The following is an 18,308-nucleotide window of genomic DNA, read 5'->3' as shown; positions in this document are numbered from 1 at the left end:
AGGGAGCTGTCATGGCCCGGACTCTGAAATGGCTGATGCTGGCGATGGGCGTGGTGTGCGCGGCGATCGGGGTGTTCCACTTCGTCGGCGGCATCGCGTCGGTCCCCGGCGAAGGCGCGACGGGAGCCACCGTGGACAGCAGGGAACGCTTCTACGGCGCCTTGTTCTTCGGCTACGGCCTGCTGTGGATCTGGGCGGCGCGGCGGGTCCCGATCCCGGCGTCGGCCGTACGGTGGTTCGCGGGGATCTTCTGGCTCGGCGCCGCGGGACGGCTGGTGTCCCTGGCCGTGCACGGGCAGCCGCAGTGGTTCCAGCTGGTGCTGACCGTGATCGAGGTCCTGCTGCCGCCGGTGTTCCTGTGGCTCGCCCCGGCGGACGAGAAAGCCAGGGTGGCGGCGGAATAGCCGGCGCACCCGCCCGGTTGTACGGACTGGTCGGTGCGGTTCGTGTCCCCCGGGCCTCACACCTGCACCGTCAGGGAACACCGGTTCGCCCGGAGCCCTGTTCGGATATCTCGCCGAGAGGCGACCGCCGCGCCGGCCCCTCAACCTTCGAACAACCCCGTCCCGGGGCGCACGTGACCCAGCCCACCTGGGACGATGGAAGACACACGTCGTCCTGATGGAGGTCCGGTGTCCAATCCGAGCGGTCCGGTGCTCGTCGTCGACTTCGGCGCGCAGTACGCGCAGCTGATCGCCCGCCGCGTCCGCGAGGCCCAGGTCTACTCCGAGGTGGTGCCGCACACCGCGACGGTGGACGAGATCCTCGCGAAGAACCCCTCCGCGATCATCCTCTCCGGCGGCCCGTCCAGCGCCTACTCGCCGGACGCCCCGGGCATGGACCCGGAGCTGGCGAAGACCGGCGTCCCCGTGTTCGGTATCTGCTACGGCTTCCACGTTCTCGCTCAGGCGCTCGGCGGCACCGTCGAGGCGACCGGTGCCCGCGAGTACGGCCGCACGGACCTCCGGCTCTGCGATGACGGCGGCATTCTGCACCGCGAGCTGCCCGAGCGGCACCAGGTCTGGATGAGCCACGGCGACAGCGTCACGAAGCCGCCGGCCGGCGCCAAGGTCACCGCGACGTCCGAGGGCGCGCCGGTCGCCGCGTACGAGAACCCCGAGGACCGGATCGCCGGCGTTCAGTACCACCCCGAGGTGCTGCACTCGCCGCACGGCCAGGAGGTGCTGCGCCGCTTCCTGCACGACATCGCCGGCCTCAAACCGCAGTGGACCACCGCCTCCATCGTCGAGGACCAGATCGCCCGCATCCGCGAGCAAATCGGCGAGGACGGCCGCGCGATCTGCGCCCTGTCCGGCGGCGTCGACTCCGCCGTCGCGGCCGCGCTCGTCCAGCGCGCCATCGGCGAGCGGCTGACCTGCGTGTTCGTCGACCACGGGCTGCTGCGCCGCGGTGAGCGCACCCAGGTCGAGCGCGACTTCGTCGCCGCCACCGGCGTCAAGCTGGTCACCGTCGACGCCCGCGAGCGCTTCCTCGACGCCCTCGCCGGCGTCACCGATCCGGAGCAGAAGCGCAAGATCATCGGCCGTGAGTTCATCCGCGTGTTCGAGCAGGCCGAGCGCGACCTCAAGGCCGAGGGCGACTACCGCTTCCTCGTGCAGGGGACGCTGTACCCGGACGTCGTCGAATCCGGCGGCGGCACCGGCGCGGCCAACATCAAGAGCCACCACAACGTCGGCGGCCTGCCCGAGGACCTGCAGTTCGAGCTGGTCGAGCCGCTGCGGCTGCTGTTCAAGGACGAGGTCCGCCGGGTCGGACTGGAGCTGGGCCTGCCGGAGACGATCGTGCACCGGCAGCCGTTCCCCGGTCCCGGCCTGGGCATCCGCATCATCGGCGAGGTCACCGCGGACCGGCTGGAGACACTGCGCGCGGCCGACGCCATCGCCCGCGAGGAGCTGACCACGGCCGGGCTGGACCGCGACATCTGGCAGTGCCCGGTGGTGCTGCTCGCGGACGTCCGCAGCGTCGGCGTCCAGGGCGACGGCCGCACCTACGGTCACCCGGTCGTGCTGCGCCCGGTGTCCAGCGAGGACGCCATGACCGCCGACTGGACCCGCCTGCCCTACGAGGTGCTGGAACGCATCTCCACCCGCATCACCAACGAGGTAGCCGAGGTCAACCGGGTCGTGCTGGACGTGACCAGCAAGCCGCCGGGCACCATCGAGTGGGAGTGAACCGAAATCTGGGGGCGATGTGCTGCTGTGGGGGTTCGTGCTGTTCGCCGTGGCGGGTTTCGTGTACCGGCGAGCGCGCGTGGCGGGCGCCAGGGTGAAGTCGATGGCGGGCACCCCGACGCTGCCGATCGGACAGCTCGAGGAGATGCGCCGCCAGGTCGTCCGGCCGCACGCCGAGGGCGGCTTCCGCCGCGTCACCGAGGTGGTCGGTGTGGCCCAGCCCGGGCCCGGCGGTCCGCTGATCTCGGAACTCGGCAAGATCCCGTGTGTCTGGTACAGCTACCGGATCCGACGGCGCTCGTACTACCACAACCACCACGGTGACCGCCACAAACGCTGGGAAACCGTCGCCGAGGGTTCGTCGTCGGAGGTTTTCCCGCTCACCGACCGGTGGGGCTGGACCATCGGCGTCCTTCCGGCGGGTGCCCGCGTGGAGGGCGTCGACCAGCCTGTCGACCGGTATGAGCGCGACTTCCGTCCCGAGCCGGTCGAGGTCTTCGGCGTCCGGCTGCCCTCCCGCCGCGGAACGCTCGGCTTCCAGTACGAGGAGCGGGTCATCCGGCCCGGCACGTGGCTGTACGTCCTGGGCGAGGCGCGCGACGTGGACGGCCCGCTGACCATCGCGCGGCCCGAGGACGGCCGTGATTTCGTCATCGCCGCCAAGCCGGAGGGCGAGTTGCGCGCGAAGGACACCACCCGGTACCGCCTGCTCCTGACCGGCGCGATCGCGGCGCTGGTCAGTGGCCTCGCGTGCCTGGTCGCCGGGTTCTGGCTCTTCTGAGCACGAAAAAGGGAGCCGAGCATCGCGGCTCCCTCCGTCGTTCGGCCTGGTCCCCGGTTCAGTCCCGCCTGCCCCCTCGCATCGAGGCTCCCAGCATCAGGATCCCGACGAACACCGCACCCCCGGCCAGCACCCATTTCAGGTCGAACGAGGGCAGCCAGCTGGAGCCGTCGCTGAGCACGTAGCCCGAGACCAGCAGCGTCGCGATACCGAGGACGAGGGTGAAGACGTCCACCCCGCGTCGCCGGGGCTCCGGCTGCACCTGGGTCGTTTCCCCGTCGTAGCTGTACGGGTTCTCCTGCTCAGCCACGGTTCACCTCCACGGTTCCCACGCCCTGGTCGATCTTCACGGTGAGCTGCAGCCCGCCCACGCCGTCGGGACCGTAGTCGACCCCGGTGGTCGGCCCCGTCCCGACACCGCTGGTCCCGCGGCCAAGGCACTGCACGTCACCGGCGTGCGACTCGCACGAATAGGTCACGTCCGCCGTCTCCGGCACCAGCACCGTGGTGTCACCGGCGCCGACGTGGATCTCCGTCGCCACCGGCACGTCCGCGGGCAGCTGGGTGAGGTCCAGATCCACCGTTCCCGCCGTGCGCTCGTAGGTCGGCTGGACCTCGGCCGCGGTCAGCGGCGTCGCCCGCAGATCGCCCAGCCCGCCCGAGTAGTCGTTGACCGGCAGCGTCGTGAGCGCCACGCCGATGATGGACAGCGGCACCGCGAGGATGGCCAGCTTGCGGCCGCCACCGGCGAACGCGCCCGCCACCATGCCCACGCCCAGCACACCGAGGACGAGTCCGATGACGTGCTGCGCCGAGAACCAGGTGTGGCCGTCCGAGGCGATCGCCGCACCGATGCCGCCGACCAGCAGCGCGACCCCGAGGGTGGCGATCCCGATCTTGCTCTTGCGCCGCGGCGCCGACGGCGGGGACGGAGGCGGTGGCGGGGCCGGAGCGGGCTGCGGATCCGGCAGGTCCCACGCCATCGGGTCCGCGCCGAGCGGGTCCCATCCGGACTCGCTCTTCTCCGCTGTGCCCGGCGCGCTCATCGAGAACGCGGCGGGTCCCACGTCGGTGACCGCGCGGACCGTCGGCGCCGGCCGGTTCAGGTGACCGCGACTGCGGTGCAGCAGGTACAGCGCGGTGACCATCATGGCCGCCCCGATGACGCCGCCCCCGTCGAACCAGCCGCCCGCGAACGCCCAGCTGGACAGCGGGAAGAACAGGATGCCCAGCGCGATCGTCAGTGGCTTCGACAACGAGCTGCGGCCCCTGCCGAACAGCGCCTCGACCGGCGACACCTCGTCGCCCTCCGCGGCGAAGACCAGCCAGCACAGCACGTACAGCGAGAGGCCGACGCCACCGAACACGGTGGCGGTCACGAACGCGACCCGCACGACCACCGGGTCGATGCCGTACCGGTTGCCGATGGCCGCCGCGACACCGCCGATCTTGCCGCCACGGGCGGGACGCCGCGGGCGACTGGCCCAGAAGTCCTTCACGGTCTCTTCGAACCCGCCCAGGCCTTGCGGTTTCGGAGCCTCTGCCGTGTCGTTCATGGTGACCAGCATGCGGGAGCGCGGCGGTCGGCACATCGGGGAACGACCCTGAGGTTTCGCGGACCGAGAACCCGGGGGTTTTCCCTGATGAATCGTGCTTGCGGGCATGTGACCATGGCAGAACCATGGATCACGTGCAGGAGAAACCCCGGACCGAGACCGGCATGCCGATGCCACGCCCGGCGGGCGAGGGCGCGGTGGTGCCTGCCACCGGGAGCGCGCTGACGGAGGCCGAAGAGCGGCCCAGGATGTACCGGCGGCGGTCGAGCCGCGTGGTGGCGGGTGTCGCTTCCGGTCTGGCCGACCACCTCGGTGTCAACGTGCTGTGGGTGCGGGCCGTCTTCGCGGTGCTCGCCGCGTTCGGCGGCGCCGGGCCGGTCGCCTACGGGCTGCTGTGGGTGTTCGTGCCGCAGCGGCGCCGCGAGGAGACCGAGGCGCCTGCCACGCCGAAGGAGAAGCAGCAGGCGGTCGGTCTGCTCATCCTCGGGGTCGGCCTGCTGGTGGCCGGGGGCGCCATCACGGGGGCGATCAACGGGTGGGTCGCGGTGCCGCTGGCGCTGGCGCTGATCGGTGCGGCGGTCGTCTGGCGGGAGGCCGACGAGTCGCAGCGACGGCGCTGGCGCGACGGGGCGCGCTCCGGTGTCGCGGGCATGGTGCTCGGCGGCGGGGGATGGTCGGCCGCGGTCCGGATCCTCGCGGGCGTCGCGCTGGTCATCACCGGGATCGGTGTCGTCGTGCTGCGCTCCGGTTCGCTCGATCAGGTGCAGTTCGCGCTGCTCGCGGTGCTGGCGACGCTGGTCGGGGTGGCCGTGCTGACGGTGCCGTTCTGGTTGCGGATGGTGCGTGACCTGGGGGAGGAGCGGCGCGCCCGGATCCGCACGGAGGAGCGCGCGGAGATCGCCGCGCACCTGCACGACTCGGTGCTGCAGACACTCGCGTTGATCCAGAAGCAGTCGGAGGCGCCGAAGGAGGTGGCCCGCCTCGCGCGCAGCCAGGAGCGCGAACTGCGGGGCTGGCTGTACGGACCGTCCGGCTACGGGACGCCCAGGAACGAGACCGCGCGCGGGCGGTTCTCCGAAGCGATCGCGGGCGCATGCGGCGAGGTCGAGGACACCTTCGCGATCTCGGTGTCGCAGGTCGTGGTCGGGGACGCGGAACTGGACGACAGGCTCACGGCCCTGGTCCTGGCGGCGAGGGAGGCGATGGTCAACGCGGCCAAGCACGCCGGCGTGGACGAGGTGAGCGTGTACGCCGAGGTGGAACCCACCGCGGTCACCGTGTTCGTGCGGGACCGGGGCAAGGGTTTCGACCCGGACAGCGTGTCGGAGGACCGGCATGGCCTCGCGGACTCGATCCGGGGGAGGATGGAACGCAACGGGGGCACGACCCGGCTGCGCACGGCGCCGGGGGACGGCACCGAAGTGCAGCTGGAGATGCCGGTCAAGGCCGATTCTGGAGGAACACGGTGACGGAGACAGCACAGGAGAAGGCCCCGATCAGCGTGTTCCTGGTGGACGACCACGCGTTGTTCCGGGCCGGGGTGCGCACGGAGCTGGACTCGATCACCGACGAGGTGCGGGTGGTCGGCGAGGCCGGTTCGGTCGCGGAGGCGGTCGCCGGGATCGCGCGCACCAAGCCGCAGGTCGTGCTGCTGGATGTGCACATGCCCGACGGCGGGGGCGCCGAGGTGCTGCGCCGGGCCCGCACCGAGCTGCCGGACGTGGTGTTCCTGGCGTTGTCGGTGTCGGACGCGGCGGAGGACGTCATCGCGGTCATCCGGGCGGGCGCGCGCGGCTACGTCACGAAGACGATCTCGTCGAAGGAACTGGTACGGGCCATCGCGCGCGTGTCCGACGGCGACGCGGTGTTCTCGCCGCGACTGGCCGGTTTCGTGCTGGACGCGTTCGCCGACCGGCCCGGTTCGGCGCCGATCAGCGACCCGGAGCTGGACCTGCTGACCCCGCGCGAGCGGGACGTCCTGCGCCTGCTCGCCCGCGGATACGCCTACAAGGAGATCGCGTCGGAGCTGTTCATCTCGGTGAAGACGGTCGAGACGCACGTGTCCAGCGTGCTGCGCAAGACCCAGCTGTCCAACCGCTACGAGTTGTCGAGGTGGGCCTCGGACCGACGGCTCGTGTGAGGTCCGGTGGCCGCCCTGGTTTTTGGGCGGACTGGTGGCCGGGTTGCGTTGCCGGACGGCGAATCGGCTGTCACGGTCGCGCCAACTCGCTGCCGGGAACAGCAAACAGGCCGCACGCCGCGCCGGAACTCACAGGAACAGCAGCTGCGAAACCCCGATCCCGATCGCCGCGGCGACGAGGACGGCCATCGTCGCCAGGATCAACTGCCGCACCCGCACCGGGGAGAGCTTGACGACCGGCTGCTTCGGCGGCGGGGGTGGCGGCTGCTGCGGGCGGAACGCGGGCACCGTCGGCAGCGCGGGCGCGGTCGGCGGGATGAAAGCGGTCTGGCGGCCCTGCGTGATCGCCTGGAACGAGGTGATGCTGTCGGACAGCGTGGGGCGGCTCAGCGGGTCCTCGCGCAGCAGCTTCATCAGCGCGGGGGCCAGCACACCGGCCTTCTCGGGCTGACGGAGCGGACCGTTGCCGTGATCGCCGAACGGGGGCACGCCCTCGACCGCCGTGTAGAGCGTGGCGCCGAGCGAGAACGCGTCGGTGGCGGGGGCGGCCGCGGCGCCGCGGGACAGTTCGGGCGCGCGGTAGGCGGGGTTGAAGCCGGCGCCGGTGAAACCGATGTCGGTCACCTTGACGCCGCCGTCGTCCGCGAGCAGCACGTTGCCCGGCTCCAGGCCGCGGTGCACGACCCCGGCGCGGTGCGCGGCGGCCAGCGCCGAAGCGAGCTGGATGCCCAGGAACGCGGTCTGGTCCGGCGTCAGCGTGCCGTGGTCGCCGAGGAAGTCCGCCATGTTCCGGGACGGCACGTACTCCATGACCAGCCACGGGTCCTGCCCGTCGAGGAGCACGTCGTACACGCCGATCGCGCAGTTGTGCTGGATCCCCGTCGCCGCGCGGCCCTCCGCCAGCGCGGTCGCGACCGACTGCTCGCTGTGCCCCGGCGCGACCGGCATCCGCTTCGCGGCCACCGTGCGGTTCAGTTGCGTGTCGTACGCCAGCCAGACGATTCCGGCCCGGCCGCGACCGATCGGCTGATCCAGCCGGTACCGGCCGCCGACGAGTGCGCCCTCAGTACCCACTACACCCTCTCGTTTCCGCCAGTCGCCTCAGCCGTTGGCCCCGGTGGTCGGAGTGCTGCTCGGGGTGTCGGACGGTTTTGACGGCGACGTCGTCTTCGTCGGGCTCGAAGTCGGACTGCTGCTCGACGACGGCTCGTCATCCGACGTCTTCGGCGTGCTGCGCTTCGACGAGCGCGACGAGGTCGGCTCGTCGTTGTCGCTCGACTTGGTGGCGCTCGCCGTGGGACTCTCCGTCGTGGTCACGACCGACGAGGTGGTGGCGGGCGGCGGGACCACGGGCGGGTTGGTCTCCGTCGTGTTCTGGGTGTTGTTGCCGGCCGGGCTGAACAGCCAGATGCCGAGCGCCACCAGACCGGCCACCACGACCGCGCCGATCGCGGCGGGCACCTTCCAGTTGCCCCGCTTCTCGTCCTCGTCGACCTCGGCGGGCGGCGGCTCGTCGTCGTAGCCGTCGTACCCGGCGGGCACCGCGCGCGTCGCGCCCTGGCGGTCGTAGTCGTCGGTGGGGTACGCGGCGGTGGTGGCGTACGGGTCGTCCGCGTAGTCGTCGTACTCGTCGTAGAACGGGTCGCTGGCGCCGAGGGTGCCGGAGTGCGCGCCCAGGTCGTCGCCGCGGAAGGCGCGGGTCGCACCGGCACCGGCGGCGGCCGCTCCGAGCGCGCCACCGGCCAGCCCGCCCGCGAGCGCGCCACCCGAGGGGGAGAACTGGGTCTCGTCGGCGGGTCCGCCCAGCGGGGTCTCGCCCCGTGCGACCGCGGCCAGCAGCTCCTCGGCCTCCTCCGCCGTGGGCCGGTGCTGGACCTCGGGGTGCAGCAGCACCGCCAGCACGCTGGCCAGCGGCCCGGACTGCCGCGGCGGGTTGATCTGCCCCGCGGCGACGGCGTGCAGCAGGCTCAGCGTGTTCTCGCTCAGCCCGAACGGGGGCTGGCCCTCGCACGCCGCGTACAGCGTCGAGCCCAGCGAGAAGACGTCCGCCTCCGGACCGGGGTCGCCGCCGATCGCGACCTCCGGCGCCAGGTACGCCGGGGTTCCGGCGATCATCCCGGTCTTGGTGACGGTGACGTCGTCCTTGGCGCGCGAGATACCGAAGTCGGTGATCTTCACCACGCCGTTGTCGGCGAGCAGGATGTTGCCCGGCTTGATGTCCCGGTGCACGATCCCGACCGCGTGCGCCTCCTTGAGCGCGGCCGCGATCTGGGCGCCGATCCGCGCGACCTCACGCGGCGGCAGCGTCTTCCGGTCGCGCAGCATCTCGGCGAGGCTCGTCGAGGCCAGGTACTCCATGACCAGGCACGGGTGCCCGTTGTCGTCGGTGACGACGTCGAACACCGTGATCGCGTTCGGGTGGTGCAGGCGCGCGGCGATGCGGCCCTCGCGCATCGTGCGCTGCTTGGCGTCCTCGGCCTCGTTGTGGTCCAGCCCCGGTTGCAGAAGCAACTGCTTGATCGCGACCGTCCGCCCGAGTACGTCGTCGTGCGCCTGCCACACGGCACCCATGGCGCCGCTGCCGATTCGCCGCTCGATCCGGTACCGGCCGGCGACCAGGCGACCCTCGTCGCTCACGCGACCTCCTTCGGGGGCTGTTTCAGGGCGCGACGCAGTGCCGCACGCCTGGGAGCCTATGCACGTAGCTCGGCCCGTGGGCCGGGGTTGGGCCAGATCCGTTCAGTCAAGGCTAGGGTGCTCACTCTGCGCACATACATCCGGCACTGTCTGGGGGCGGTGCGGACGCGCCTGCTATGGCGGGCGTTACAGCTCCTCGGCGGCCAGCAGGATCGCGTCGGAGATGCTGTGAGCGGACTCGTCGAGCCCCAGTTGCTGGGTGACGCGCAGGCGGGTGCCGTCGTCGCGGTGCATGAGCACCACCGCGCGCACCGACCCGCCGGGCTGGACCTGGGTGTCGAGCACCTCGACCTCGCGCATGGTGCTCCACGCGCGCACCAGGTCACCGGCCTCCTCACCGGCCAGCGCGGGACTGAGCAGGTCCAGCGCCTGCTCCGGCGCCGAGGCCACACGCCGGTAGAACTCGTCGACCACGGCGAGCTTGTCGGCGTCGGCCGGTTCGGCCGTGGTGGTCGCCGGGGCCGTCCCGGATGCGCTCGACGGCGTGTCCGGGGCCGTCGGCTGGGTCTGGGCGACCGGGGCCTGCGAGGCCGGCGGCGTGCTCGCCTCGGCGTGGCCGACGGCCTCGTCACCGTGCCCGGCTCCCGCCGCGCCGCCGGAGACGAACCCGCCGAGTGCGGCGGCGCCGGTGATCTGCGGCGGCGGGCCTGCCGGGGCCGCCACCCCGTCCCGTCCCCTGCTGACCAGTGACGACGCCACGACGGCACCGACGAGCAGCGTGCCGGCCATGGTCAGGCCGGTCAGCTTGGCGAGCTTCGCGCCCCGGCTCTCCGGTTCCCGGCTCGGCTCGTTCTCGTCCCGCACCCGTCCGCGCGGCGGCGGCAGGTACTTCCGCGGCTCGCGGAGCACCCGCGTGAGGTACTCGCGGTCGGCGATCCCGGTGTCGAGGATCTCGGGGGAGATCAGCTCCTCGACGCGGAGCGCGTCCGGCGTGCGGGTGCGACGCCGTTCGTGTGCGACTCTCATGGACGACTCGTCTGGATCTTCCGTCTCGGGGACTGGCCGGGGGCTGTCGTGCTGTTCATCAGCGAACCCCCGCCGCGCGTTACCGGCCACCCCCGATCGGTGGAGGGGCGCCGGGGCACGACGAACGGCAGCCGGCGTCACCCGCCTGGCCCAGTGCTCAGGCGCCGTCGCTGGTGATCTTCTTCCCGGAGAACTCGAGCGTGCGCTCCTCGGTGACCGAGCGGCCGTCCTTGTAGACCGCCTGCACGGTGCACACCGTCCGGCCCTCGTACTGGTGCACGCGGATGTACTCGACCTGGAAGTACGCGATGTCGGAGTACTTGCGCGCGAGGCCGTCGGTGCCCTCCTGCTGCAGGTCGCCACCGGTCATCGAGTGCGCGGCCTGCGGGTTCTCCGTCACGGTGTCCAGGAAGCTCTGCGACGTGCTCGCCAGCGTCTTCGGGTCCTCTTCGGCGAAGTCGGTGAAGCGGTTCGGATCGGCGTCGTAGGGCGCCGGGGAGGGGGCCGGCTTCGCGAGCACCGGGTCGGGAGTCGGCTTCGCGCTGGTCGATCCGCCGGACGAGCCGCCGGGTTCGGAGGGGTCTGTGGTCGTCGCCCGTACCGTGCTCGTCGTGGGCGCGCGCAGGTCGGCGGCCGCGGTCGGCTCGACGCCGGGCCCGCGATCGCCGGTCAGGTCCTCGCGGGAGGTGCTCGACGTGTCGCTGGGGGCCTCGCCGGAACTGGGCGGGGCGATCCGCTCGCCGGACAGGGTCGGCACGCCGCCGCCCAGTCCGGGGACCCACGCGTCGCCGGCCTGGTCCGGCCCCGGCTTCGCGACGAACGCCGACCCGGCGAACACCAGGGCGAGCACCACGCCGCCCGAGGAGGCGGTGGCGAACCAGGCCGCCTTGCGCCAGCTGCGTGGCGGGGTGACCGAGGCGGGCACGTTGCCGAGGTCGAACGAGCCGAGCCCGGTGACCGGCGCGGCCTCGTACACGCGGACGTCGGTGTCCTCCAGCGCCTCCGTGCGGCGGCGGGGCGGCGTCAGCTTGACCCTCGTGCGCTGCGGCGGTTTCGCGGGCGGCGGGACGGGCAGCTCACCGTGCGCGGACGGGAACGCCTCGGTGGCGGGCTGGGGGACCGTGACCGGCTCGTCGACGAACCAGTCGAGCGGCAGGGAACCGCGGGACGGGGCGTCGAAGGGTTCCGGAACGCGCCCGACGGCCTGCCGGCGTGCCGGTACGACCGGGGTCCAGGTGCCGGCGCCACGTCGGTGCCGGCCGGCCCGGGAGCCAGGGGTGTCCGCGAATTCGGCCCAGCTTGTCATGCCGAGTGGACACCGCCTTCCGCGTCGTCTGACGCCGGAAACGGGCCGGTTCGATCGAATGGAGCAGCGAACGCACGTGCTTCTGCACGTTCATCTGCACGCGCACGACCTGTGGCCGGGCGCGCGCTGACGAATCTGGGCAGTCCCACGCCTCAAGGGTAAGAGCCCGGGCCGGTCGTCCAAGCCCGGACTCGCAAGTTCACTCTGTCGGGTCCGCGGTGAATTTTTCACCCACCGCTTCGGTAGCGCGCCTGGGTGGACTGCAGCGCCTTGGTGGCGACCGCGCCACTGCCCGCGGCGAGGATGATCGCGAGGACGTCCATGACGCCCGGCCCCGCGGTGAACAGCCACGCGAGCAGGGAAGCGGCGGTCGTTCCGCCCGCCACCGCCCACCGGCCGCGGACGTACTGCGCGACCGGCGCGCCACCGGCCCGCTTGTTCGCGGCGTTGTTCAGCAGCGCCAGGTAACCCACATGGGCTAGCGAGGCGAGCACACTGGCGATCGCGATGATGACCGCGATGACGTTAATCATGTCTCCAGTGTGCCCGCGAACTCCGCCACCGGGCCTCAGGGAAGCCCCCGAATTCGGACTTTTCTAGCGGCCGAGGCGCCCGCGGCCGAGCTGGAGCAGGGCCATGGCGAGCTGGCGCCCGTCCGGCCCGAGTTCGCGGTAGCGGGCGAGCACGTCCATCTCGCGGTTGTAGACGATCCGCGTACCGCCCGCGGCCATCCGCGCGGCGCCGATCGTCTGGGAGACCTCGACCCGGCGCTTGACGAGCCGCAGGATCTCGGAGTCGAGCCAGTCGATCTCCTTGCGCAGCTCGGCGATCTCCTCGGCCGAGGCCACGGGTTCCCCCGACGTCTCCGGCGCGCTGTCCTTCTCGTTGGTCTGTGCGTTCATCGGGCCCTCCGGACGGTTTCCGGACCCCCGTGGCCCCGAAGCCGACGAAAGCCCCGGGTCCGTGGACTCCGGGGCTTCTGGTGATGGTGGTGTGCGCACCTACGCGATCACGGGAGCCGGAGTCCGGGTCCCGTAGAAAAATCGGTACGCGTGGCGCTGCACGGGATCAGTATGTCACAAGGCGCCTCCGGTTGCGTACGGCCGCGTGGATGACCAGGCTCACGCCCAGCCAGAACATCGGCATCGCGGGCCAGAAGAACGGCGCGTCCGAGGCGGCGAAGCGGACGATCAGCAGCGCCGACAACACGGCCACGACCGCCGCGTGCACCCGCAGTGGCACGGGGAAGCGCGGCGGCTTCGGCGGCGCCGGTTCCGGCAGGTCGCCGGTGACGCCGTCCAGTTCGTCGAGGTAGGTCGCGGCGTAGACGGTCGCGAGGCGCTCCTCGGTCTCCGCGAGCGTCAGCCTGCCTTCGCCGCTCGCCTGCTGCAGCCGGACCGCCACGCGGTCCCGGTCCTGGTCCCCGGCTCGAACCCGGTTCGTCGGTGCGTTCATGCCACCGATGCTCCGCCGCGGCGGGTCCTCGCGCGTCCGTCGGGCGACGTCACCGCGGAGTACGTCCACCGCGGTAAACAGTCGGACCCCCCGAGTAGCGTGGACAACCGATGAGCACCCTGTTCGACCTCCCCGCCGAGCCGCCCGCACGCCCCGCGCCGGGCCGCCACGCCGATCTGCTCGCCGACCTCAACCCCGCGCAGCGGGAAGCGGTCACGCACGCCGGCGGGCCCTTGCTGGTCGTCGCGGGCGCCGGATCGGGCAAGACCCGTGTGCTGACCCGCCGGATCGCCTACCTGCTGGCCCAGCGCGGCGTGCACCCCGGCGAGATCATGGCGATCACGTTCACCAACAAGGCCGCCGCCGAGATGCGTGAGCGCGTCGGCGAGCTGGTCGGGCGCAGGGCGAACGCGATGTGGGTGTCGACGTTCCACTCGATGTGCGTGCGGCTGCTGCGCCGCGAGGCCAAGACGCTGGACATGTCGTCGAACTTCTCCATCTACGACTCCGACGACACGCGGCGCCTGGTCACGCTCGTGGCGCGCGATCTCGACATCGACGCCAAGCGCTACCCGGCCCGCGCGCTGGCGGTGCACATCTCCAACCACAAGAACGAGCTGACCGGCCCGGAGGACGCCACCGCGAAGGCGTCCAACGACCTGGAGCGCCGGGTCGCCGAGGTCTACACCGAGTACCAGCGCCGTCTGCGGCTGGCCAACGCGTTCGACTTCGACGACCTGATCATGCGCACGGTCGAGCTGTTCCAGGCATTCCCGGACGTCGCCGAGCACTACCGGCGCCGTTTCCGGCACGTACTGGTCGACGAGTACCAGGACACCAACCACGCGCAGTACACGCTGGTGCGGGAGCTGGCGGGCACCGAGCGCACCGAGTCCGGGGTCGAGCCCGCGGAGCTGTGCGTCGTCGGCGACGCGGACCAGTCGATCTACGCCTTCCGCGGTGCGACCATCCGCAACATCGAGGAGTTCGAGCGGGACTTCCCGGACGCGCGGACGATCCTGCTGGAGCAGAACTACCGCTCCACCCAGACCATCCTGTCGGCGGCCAACGCGGTCATCGCGCGCAACCCGAACCGGCGCGACAAGCGGCTGTGGACCGACTCCGGTGACGGCGAGAAGATCGGCGTCTACGTCGCCGACAACGAGCACGACGAGGCGGCGTTCGTCGCGGGCGAGATCGACGCGCTGGTCGACCAGGGCGAGGTGAAGTACTCCGACGTCGCGGTCTTCTACCGCACCAACAACCAGTCACGGGTGTTCGAGGAGATCTTCATCCGGCTCGGGCTGCCGTACCGGGTGGTCGGCGGTGTCCGGTTCTACGAGCGCCGCGAGGTCCGGGACGCGCTGGCCTACCTGCGGGTGCTGGCCAACCCGGAGGACACGGTGAGCCTGCGGCGCGTGCTCAACGTGCCCAAGCGCGGCATCGGCGACCGCGCGGAGGCGGTCGTCGCCACGCACGCCGAGCGGGAGCGGATCTCGTTCGCGGCCGCGTTGCGCGACGCCGTGGCGGGCAAGGTGGCGCTGCTCAACCCGCGCTCGCAGAAGGCGATCGCCGGGTTCGTCGAGCTGCTCGACGGGCTGATCGAGCTGGTCGACGGCGGCGCCGAGGTCGCCGACGTGCTGGAGGCCGTGCTGGAGCGCACGGGCTACCGCACCGAGCTGGAGGAGTCGGACGACCCGCAGGACGCCTCGCGGGTGGACAACCTGACCGAGCTCGTGACCGTCGCCCGGGAGTTCGCCGAGCAGGCGGCCGAGCTGGGCCCGCTCACCGAGGACGTCGACGCGGGCGCGCCCGAGCCGGGCTCGCTGCCTGCCTTCCTGGAGCGGGTGTCGCTCGTCGCGGACGCGGACTCGATCCCCAGCCCCGACTCCGAAGAAGAGGAGGAAGAGGACGCCGGCGTGGTCACGTTGATGACCGTGCACACCGCCAAGGGCCTGGAGTACCCGGTGGTCTTCTGCACCGGCTGGGAGGACGGCGTCTTCCCGCACCTGCGTGCGCTGGGTGAGCCCGCCGAGCTGGCCGAGGAGCGGCGGCTGGCGTACGTGGCGATCACGCGTGCACGGCAGCGGCTGTACCTGAGCCGGGCGATCACGCGGTCGGCGTGGGGCCAGCCGATGACGAATCCGGCGTCGCGCTTCTTCGACGAGGTTCCCGCCGACCTGCTGGACTGGCGCCGCGAGGAACCGGCGGCGGAGTCGTCGTTCGGGTCACCACGCGCCGCGACCACCTGGGGTCGTCGCTCACGCTTCGGCGAGGACTCCGCACAGGCCGGACTCGCGGCCCGCGGCATGCGGACCACGCCGGTCAAGGGCTGGCAGAACACGGTCGCGCTGAAGCTCGACGTAGGCGACAGGGTCAACCACGACAAGTACGGTCTCGGCACGGTGGTCGAAGCCTCCGGCGAAGGCCCCCGCGCGACGGCCACCATCGACTTCGGCAGCGCGGGCAAGGTGAAGCTGATGCTGATCGGCAGCGTTCCGATGGTGAAGTTGTAGATGCTGCTCGCTGGGGGATCGGTCCTGGACGTCGTCACCGGTGACGTGACGCGCGCTGATGTCCTGCTGTCCGGCGAACGGATCGCGGCGGTGGGCCCGGCGCTGGACGGGCCGGAGCGGGTGGACTGCTCCGGGGGTCTGCTCGTGCCCGGGTTCGTGGACTGTCACGTGCACGTGGCGTTCCAGGAGTACGGCCCGCGCAGCGCCCGCACGCTGGCGGCGGTAGCGGCGCTGCGGACACTGCTGAACCTCGGGGTGACGACGGTGCGGGACGCGTGGGGCGCCGACGCCGGTCTGCGGATGGCACTCGCGCGTGGCTGGATCGAGGGGCCGCAACTGCTGATCAGCCTGCGTCAGCTGTCGACCACGGGCGGCATCGGGGATCACTGGGATCCCGCACACGGGCCGGTGGAGCGCTTCGATGACCCGTCGATGCCTTCACCCGTCTTCGACGGTCCCTCCGGCGCGCGGGCTGCGGTACGGCGGATGGTGCGCGCGGACGCGGACTGGATCAAGGTGGCCGTGAGCGGGTCGCTGTCCGAGGGAGCACGCGCCCATGACGTCCAGATGACCGACGGTGAACTGGCCGCGCTCGTGGACGAGGCGGGGCGTCAGGGCGGGCGCCGGGTGATGGCGCACGCGCACGGCGCTCGTGCCGCGGAGGCGGCGGCTTCGGCGGGTGTGCGCAGCGTGGAGCACGGGACCTTCCTGGACGCCTCCGCGGTGGCGGTCATGGCGGCGCAGGGAGCCTGGTACGTGCCGACTCTGTCGGTGACGCACGGTTCCGACGCCGCCGGAGCCCATGTCCGCTCGGTGCGTCTGGCGCTGGAGGCGGGAATCCCCATCGCCGCGGGCGCGGACGCGGTGTCCGGCTACGAGAAGGTGCTGGACGAGGTGGCGCACCTGTCCGCGGCCGGGCTCGGGCCCGTGGGCGCGCTGCGTGCGGCGACTTCGGAGGCGGCGCGTCTGCTGGGGCTCGACGATCGTGGCGCGATCGTGCCGGGCTCGCGGGCGGATCTGGTGTTGCTGCACGGTTCCGGGCTCGACGTGACCGATCTGGCCGGCCGGGTGCGGGCGGTGTGGCAGGGCGGGCGCCGGGTCCGCTGACGAGCCACTGTCCACGACCGCACCACCGCGAACGCGCTGGCCGTGTTGGCCGCTCCGGCTGGCGTGTTTGCCGCTCCGGTCGGCGTGTTGGCTGCTCCGGTTGGCGTGTTGGCCGTTCCGGACGGGCTGCCGGGCACGTGCCGAAAACTGTCAGACCCCTCCGCTATACCTGTCTCGAACGGAAGTTCGAACCCTCGGGAGGGCATGGTGTGGCGAAACAGTGGTACCCGTACGTGCGGGCAGGCGTCCTGGAGCGCGTCGAGCGCATGGTGGCGAGCACGGTCCGGGACGGGGCGTTACCGGCCGCGGAGGCCCTGGTCCTCCTCGGTGCCTGGCGGCTGCTCCTGGAGCGCCACGGCGCGCAGGACGGGCGGTGTGAGCTGTGCCGCCGGGGGTCGCGGAGGCTGTGCGGGGTGTGGCAGGTCGCGGTGGCCTGTTTCCTGCGGCCGGCCTCGTGAGGGGCCGTCAGATGTAGACGCCGCGCGCGGCGAGCCACGGGCGCGGGTCGATCTTCTTGGTGCCGTTCTGCCAGACCTCGAAGTGCAGGTGCGGTCCGGTGCTCTGGCCGCGGTTGCCGATCTCCGCGATCTCCTCGCCGCACTTGACCTTCTGGCCTTTGCGTACCGAGTAGCTGTTCATGTGGCCGTACACCTGCACGGTGCCGTCGTCGAGCTGGATCTTCACCCACAGCCCGAAACCGCTGGCGGGGCCCGCCTCGATCACGACGCCGTCGGAGGCGGCGTAGATCGGGGTGCCGATCGAGTTGGCGATGTCGATGCCGTAGTGGCTCGCGCCCCAGCGGGCGCCGAACCCCGAGGTGTAGGTGCCCTTGGCCGGCAGGCAGGTCTTGGGGCGGGCGGCCTCTTCGGCGGCGATCCGGGCCGCCTCGGCGTCGCGGGCCTGCCGGGCCATCGTGACGTTCTCGCTGTCAGTGAGGCGCTGGACCTCGGCGGAGGCGTCGGTGAAGTTGGAGGCGGGCAGGATCTCGGGCGCGCCGGTGGGGGCGTCACTGCCGACGGCGAACGAAGCGCTGGCGTCCTCGGCGTTGGCCAGTGGAGTCACGTCGGCGTCGGAAGTCTGCACGGCCTGCAGCGTCTGTCCCGCGGCAGCGGCGGCGAAAGCGCCTGCGGCGACGGCGGCGACCACGACCCGGCCACGCAGCGCCGACGAGGGCGCGGGGAGCCGGTGGGCGCCCCGGACACGGACGACGGCGCCGTCCACAGCGTCGTCATCGAGTTCCGGGGAAGGAGCTTGGCCGCCGGGGGAGCGGTATCGAGCCAAGACAGGGCCTTCCGTTACTCGGGGGGTCAGACCGCGGGCACCGGGCGGGGGGACCCGGTGGACAACCGTTCGGGGGGTGGTTGCCCGCTGCCCGCATCGTGACCTGACCGTGATGGGGACCGGGGGACAGTAACGAAGGGATGTGGTTCTCGGCAAGATCCCGCCGTCGTATGGGCCGAACGTGGCCAGGAGTGCGACAGGTCGGCCGGAGAGATGACACTGGGTAGACGGGATATTCCGCCGTCGGTGTGATGTGCGACACGGTTCGTTTTTTCCTGGGGTCCCGAGGGCAACCTCGGCGGCTTGCTAGC

At 71.9% G+C, this 18,308-nt stretch carries 18 protein-coding genes; 8 read left to right on the top strand and 10 right to left on the bottom strand.

Features of this window, described 5'->3' with window-relative positions:
* The first annotated feature begins 11 nt into the window (after positions 1 to 11).
* The 3 genes from HNR02_RS05205 to HNR02_RS05195 all read left to right on the top strand — a co-directional run bounded on the left by HNR02_RS05205 (position 12) and on the right by HNR02_RS05195 (position 2,973).
* The gene (locus HNR02_RS05205; RefSeq protein WP_179772067.1) at positions 12 to 404 is read left to right on the top strand and encodes a DUF4345 domain-containing protein; all 393 of its coding nucleotides are present in this window, start codon (positions 12 to 14) and stop codon (positions 402 to 404) included.
* A 228-nt stretch (positions 405 to 632) separates the two neighbouring features.
* Positions 633 to 2,192 carry a glutamine-hydrolyzing GMP synthase gene (gene guaA, locus HNR02_RS05200; protein ID WP_312860903.1) on the top strand — a complete coding sequence of 520 codons (1,560 nt, stop codon included), beginning with the start codon at positions 633 to 635 and terminating at the stop codon, positions 2,190 to 2,192.
* A gap of 19 nt (positions 2,193 to 2,211) precedes the next feature.
* Positions 2,212 to 2,973, top strand: a complete 762-nt coding sequence (locus HNR02_RS05195) for a GIDE domain-containing protein (protein ID WP_179772065.1) — start codon at positions 2,212 to 2,214, stop codon at positions 2,971 to 2,973.
* Between the two features lie 58 nt (positions 2,974 to 3,031).
* Here the strand turns inward: HNR02_RS05195 and HNR02_RS05190 are convergent, their stop codons facing one another.
* Together HNR02_RS05190 and HNR02_RS05185 are read right to left on the bottom strand one after the other, a co-directional pair.
* On the bottom strand, positions 3,032 to 3,283 hold the full coding sequence (locus tag HNR02_RS05190; protein WP_179772064.1) for a hypothetical protein: 252 nt from the start codon (positions 3,281 to 3,283) through the stop codon (positions 3,032 to 3,034).
* Positions 3,276 to 4,541 carry a PspC domain-containing protein gene (locus HNR02_RS05185; protein WP_179775716.1) on the bottom strand — a complete coding sequence of 422 codons (1,266 nt, stop codon included), beginning with the start codon at positions 4,539 to 4,541 and terminating at the stop codon, positions 3,276 to 3,278. The genes HNR02_RS05190 and HNR02_RS05185 overlap by 8 nt, the downstream gene beginning before the upstream one ends.
* Positions 4,542 to 4,654: 113 nt before the next feature.
* On the opposite strand from HNR02_RS05185, the gene HNR02_RS05180 reads away from it, so the two are divergent.
* Positions 4,655 to 5,998: an ATP-binding protein gene (locus HNR02_RS05180; protein ID WP_179772063.1), complete on the top strand. Its 1,344-nt coding sequence runs from the start codon at positions 4,655 to 4,657 to the stop codon at positions 5,996 to 5,998.
* Complete coding sequence (locus HNR02_RS05175) at positions 5,995 to 6,669, top strand: response regulator (RefSeq protein WP_179772062.1); 675 nt, start codon at positions 5,995 to 5,997, stop codon at positions 6,667 to 6,669. The genes HNR02_RS05180 and HNR02_RS05175 overlap by 4 nt, the downstream gene beginning before the upstream one ends.
* Before the next feature lie 129 nt (positions 6,670 to 6,798).
* Here HNR02_RS05175 and HNR02_RS05170 read toward each other — a convergent pair whose 3' ends face one another.
* The 7 genes from HNR02_RS05170 to HNR02_RS05140 all read right to left on the bottom strand — a co-directional run bounded on the left by HNR02_RS05170 (position 6,799) and on the right by HNR02_RS05140 (position 13,093).
* Complete coding sequence (locus HNR02_RS05170; RefSeq protein WP_179772061.1) at positions 6,799 to 7,743, bottom strand: serine/threonine-protein kinase; 945 nt, start codon at positions 7,741 to 7,743, stop codon at positions 6,799 to 6,801.
* Positions 7,744 to 7,770: 27 nt separating this feature from the next.
* Positions 7,771 to 9,306: a serine/threonine-protein kinase gene (locus tag HNR02_RS05165; RefSeq protein ID WP_179772060.1), complete on the bottom strand. Its 1,536-nt coding sequence runs from the start codon at positions 9,304 to 9,306 to the stop codon at positions 7,771 to 7,773.
* A gap of 186 nt (positions 9,307 to 9,492) precedes the next feature.
* Complete coding sequence (locus HNR02_RS05160) at positions 9,493 to 10,332, bottom strand: hypothetical protein (RefSeq protein WP_179772059.1); 840 nt, start codon at positions 10,330 to 10,332, stop codon at positions 9,493 to 9,495.
* Positions 10,333 to 10,489: 157 nt separating this feature from the next.
* A complete protein-coding gene (locus tag HNR02_RS05155; protein ID WP_246338501.1) occupies positions 10,490 to 11,638 on the bottom strand; it encodes a hypothetical protein in 1,149 nt (382 codons plus the stop codon).
* Positions 11,639 to 11,865: 227 nt separating this feature from the next.
* Positions 11,866 to 12,171: a hypothetical protein gene (locus HNR02_RS05150; RefSeq protein ID WP_179772058.1), complete on the bottom strand. Its 306-nt coding sequence runs from the start codon at positions 12,169 to 12,171 to the stop codon at positions 11,866 to 11,868.
* Positions 12,172 to 12,234: 63 nt separating this feature from the next.
* The gene (locus HNR02_RS05145) at positions 12,235 to 12,540 is read right to left on the bottom strand and encodes a chorismate mutase (protein ID WP_179772057.1); all 306 of its coding nucleotides are present in this window, start codon (positions 12,538 to 12,540) and stop codon (positions 12,235 to 12,237) included.
* A 166-nt stretch (positions 12,541 to 12,706) separates the two neighbouring features.
* Positions 12,707 to 13,093, bottom strand: coding sequence for a DUF1707 SHOCT-like domain-containing protein (locus tag HNR02_RS05140; protein WP_179772056.1), 387 nt, complete (start codon positions 13,091 to 13,093; stop codon positions 12,707 to 12,709).
* A 110-nt stretch (positions 13,094 to 13,203) separates the two neighbouring features.
* Between HNR02_RS05140 and pcrA the strand changes: the two genes are divergently transcribed.
* The 3 genes from pcrA (at position 13,204) to HNR02_RS05125 (ending at position 17,174) form a co-directional block, all read left to right on the top strand.
* Positions 13,204 to 15,609 carry a DNA helicase PcrA gene (pcrA, locus tag HNR02_RS05135; RefSeq protein WP_179772055.1) on the top strand — a complete coding sequence of 802 codons (2,406 nt, stop codon included), beginning with the start codon at positions 13,204 to 13,206 and terminating at the stop codon, positions 15,607 to 15,609.
* On the top strand, positions 15,610 to 16,716 hold the full coding sequence (locus HNR02_RS05130; protein WP_179772054.1) for an amidohydrolase family protein: 1,107 nt from the start codon (positions 15,610 to 15,612) through the stop codon (positions 16,714 to 16,716). It begins immediately after the preceding gene.
* Positions 16,717 to 16,925: 209 nt separating this feature from the next.
* Positions 16,926 to 17,174, top strand: a complete 249-nt coding sequence (locus HNR02_RS05125; RefSeq protein ID WP_179772053.1) for a hypothetical protein — start codon at positions 16,926 to 16,928, stop codon at positions 17,172 to 17,174.
* Between the two features lie 7 nt (positions 17,175 to 17,181).
* Here HNR02_RS05125 and HNR02_RS05120 read toward each other — a convergent pair whose 3' ends face one another.
* On the bottom strand, positions 17,182 to 17,862 hold the full coding sequence (locus HNR02_RS05120; RefSeq protein ID WP_179775714.1) for a M23 family metallopeptidase: 681 nt from the start codon (positions 17,860 to 17,862) through the stop codon (positions 17,182 to 17,184).
* Positions 17,863 to 18,308 lie beyond the last annotated feature (446 nt).

The organism is Amycolatopsis endophytica (assembly GCF_013410405.1).
GTDB classification, from domain to species: domain Bacteria; phylum Actinomycetota; class Actinomycetes; order Mycobacteriales; family Pseudonocardiaceae; genus Amycolatopsis_E; species Amycolatopsis_E endophytica.
The sequence above is the reverse complement of the archived record's forward strand: the minus strand, read 5'-3'. Positions and strand labels throughout refer to the sequence as shown.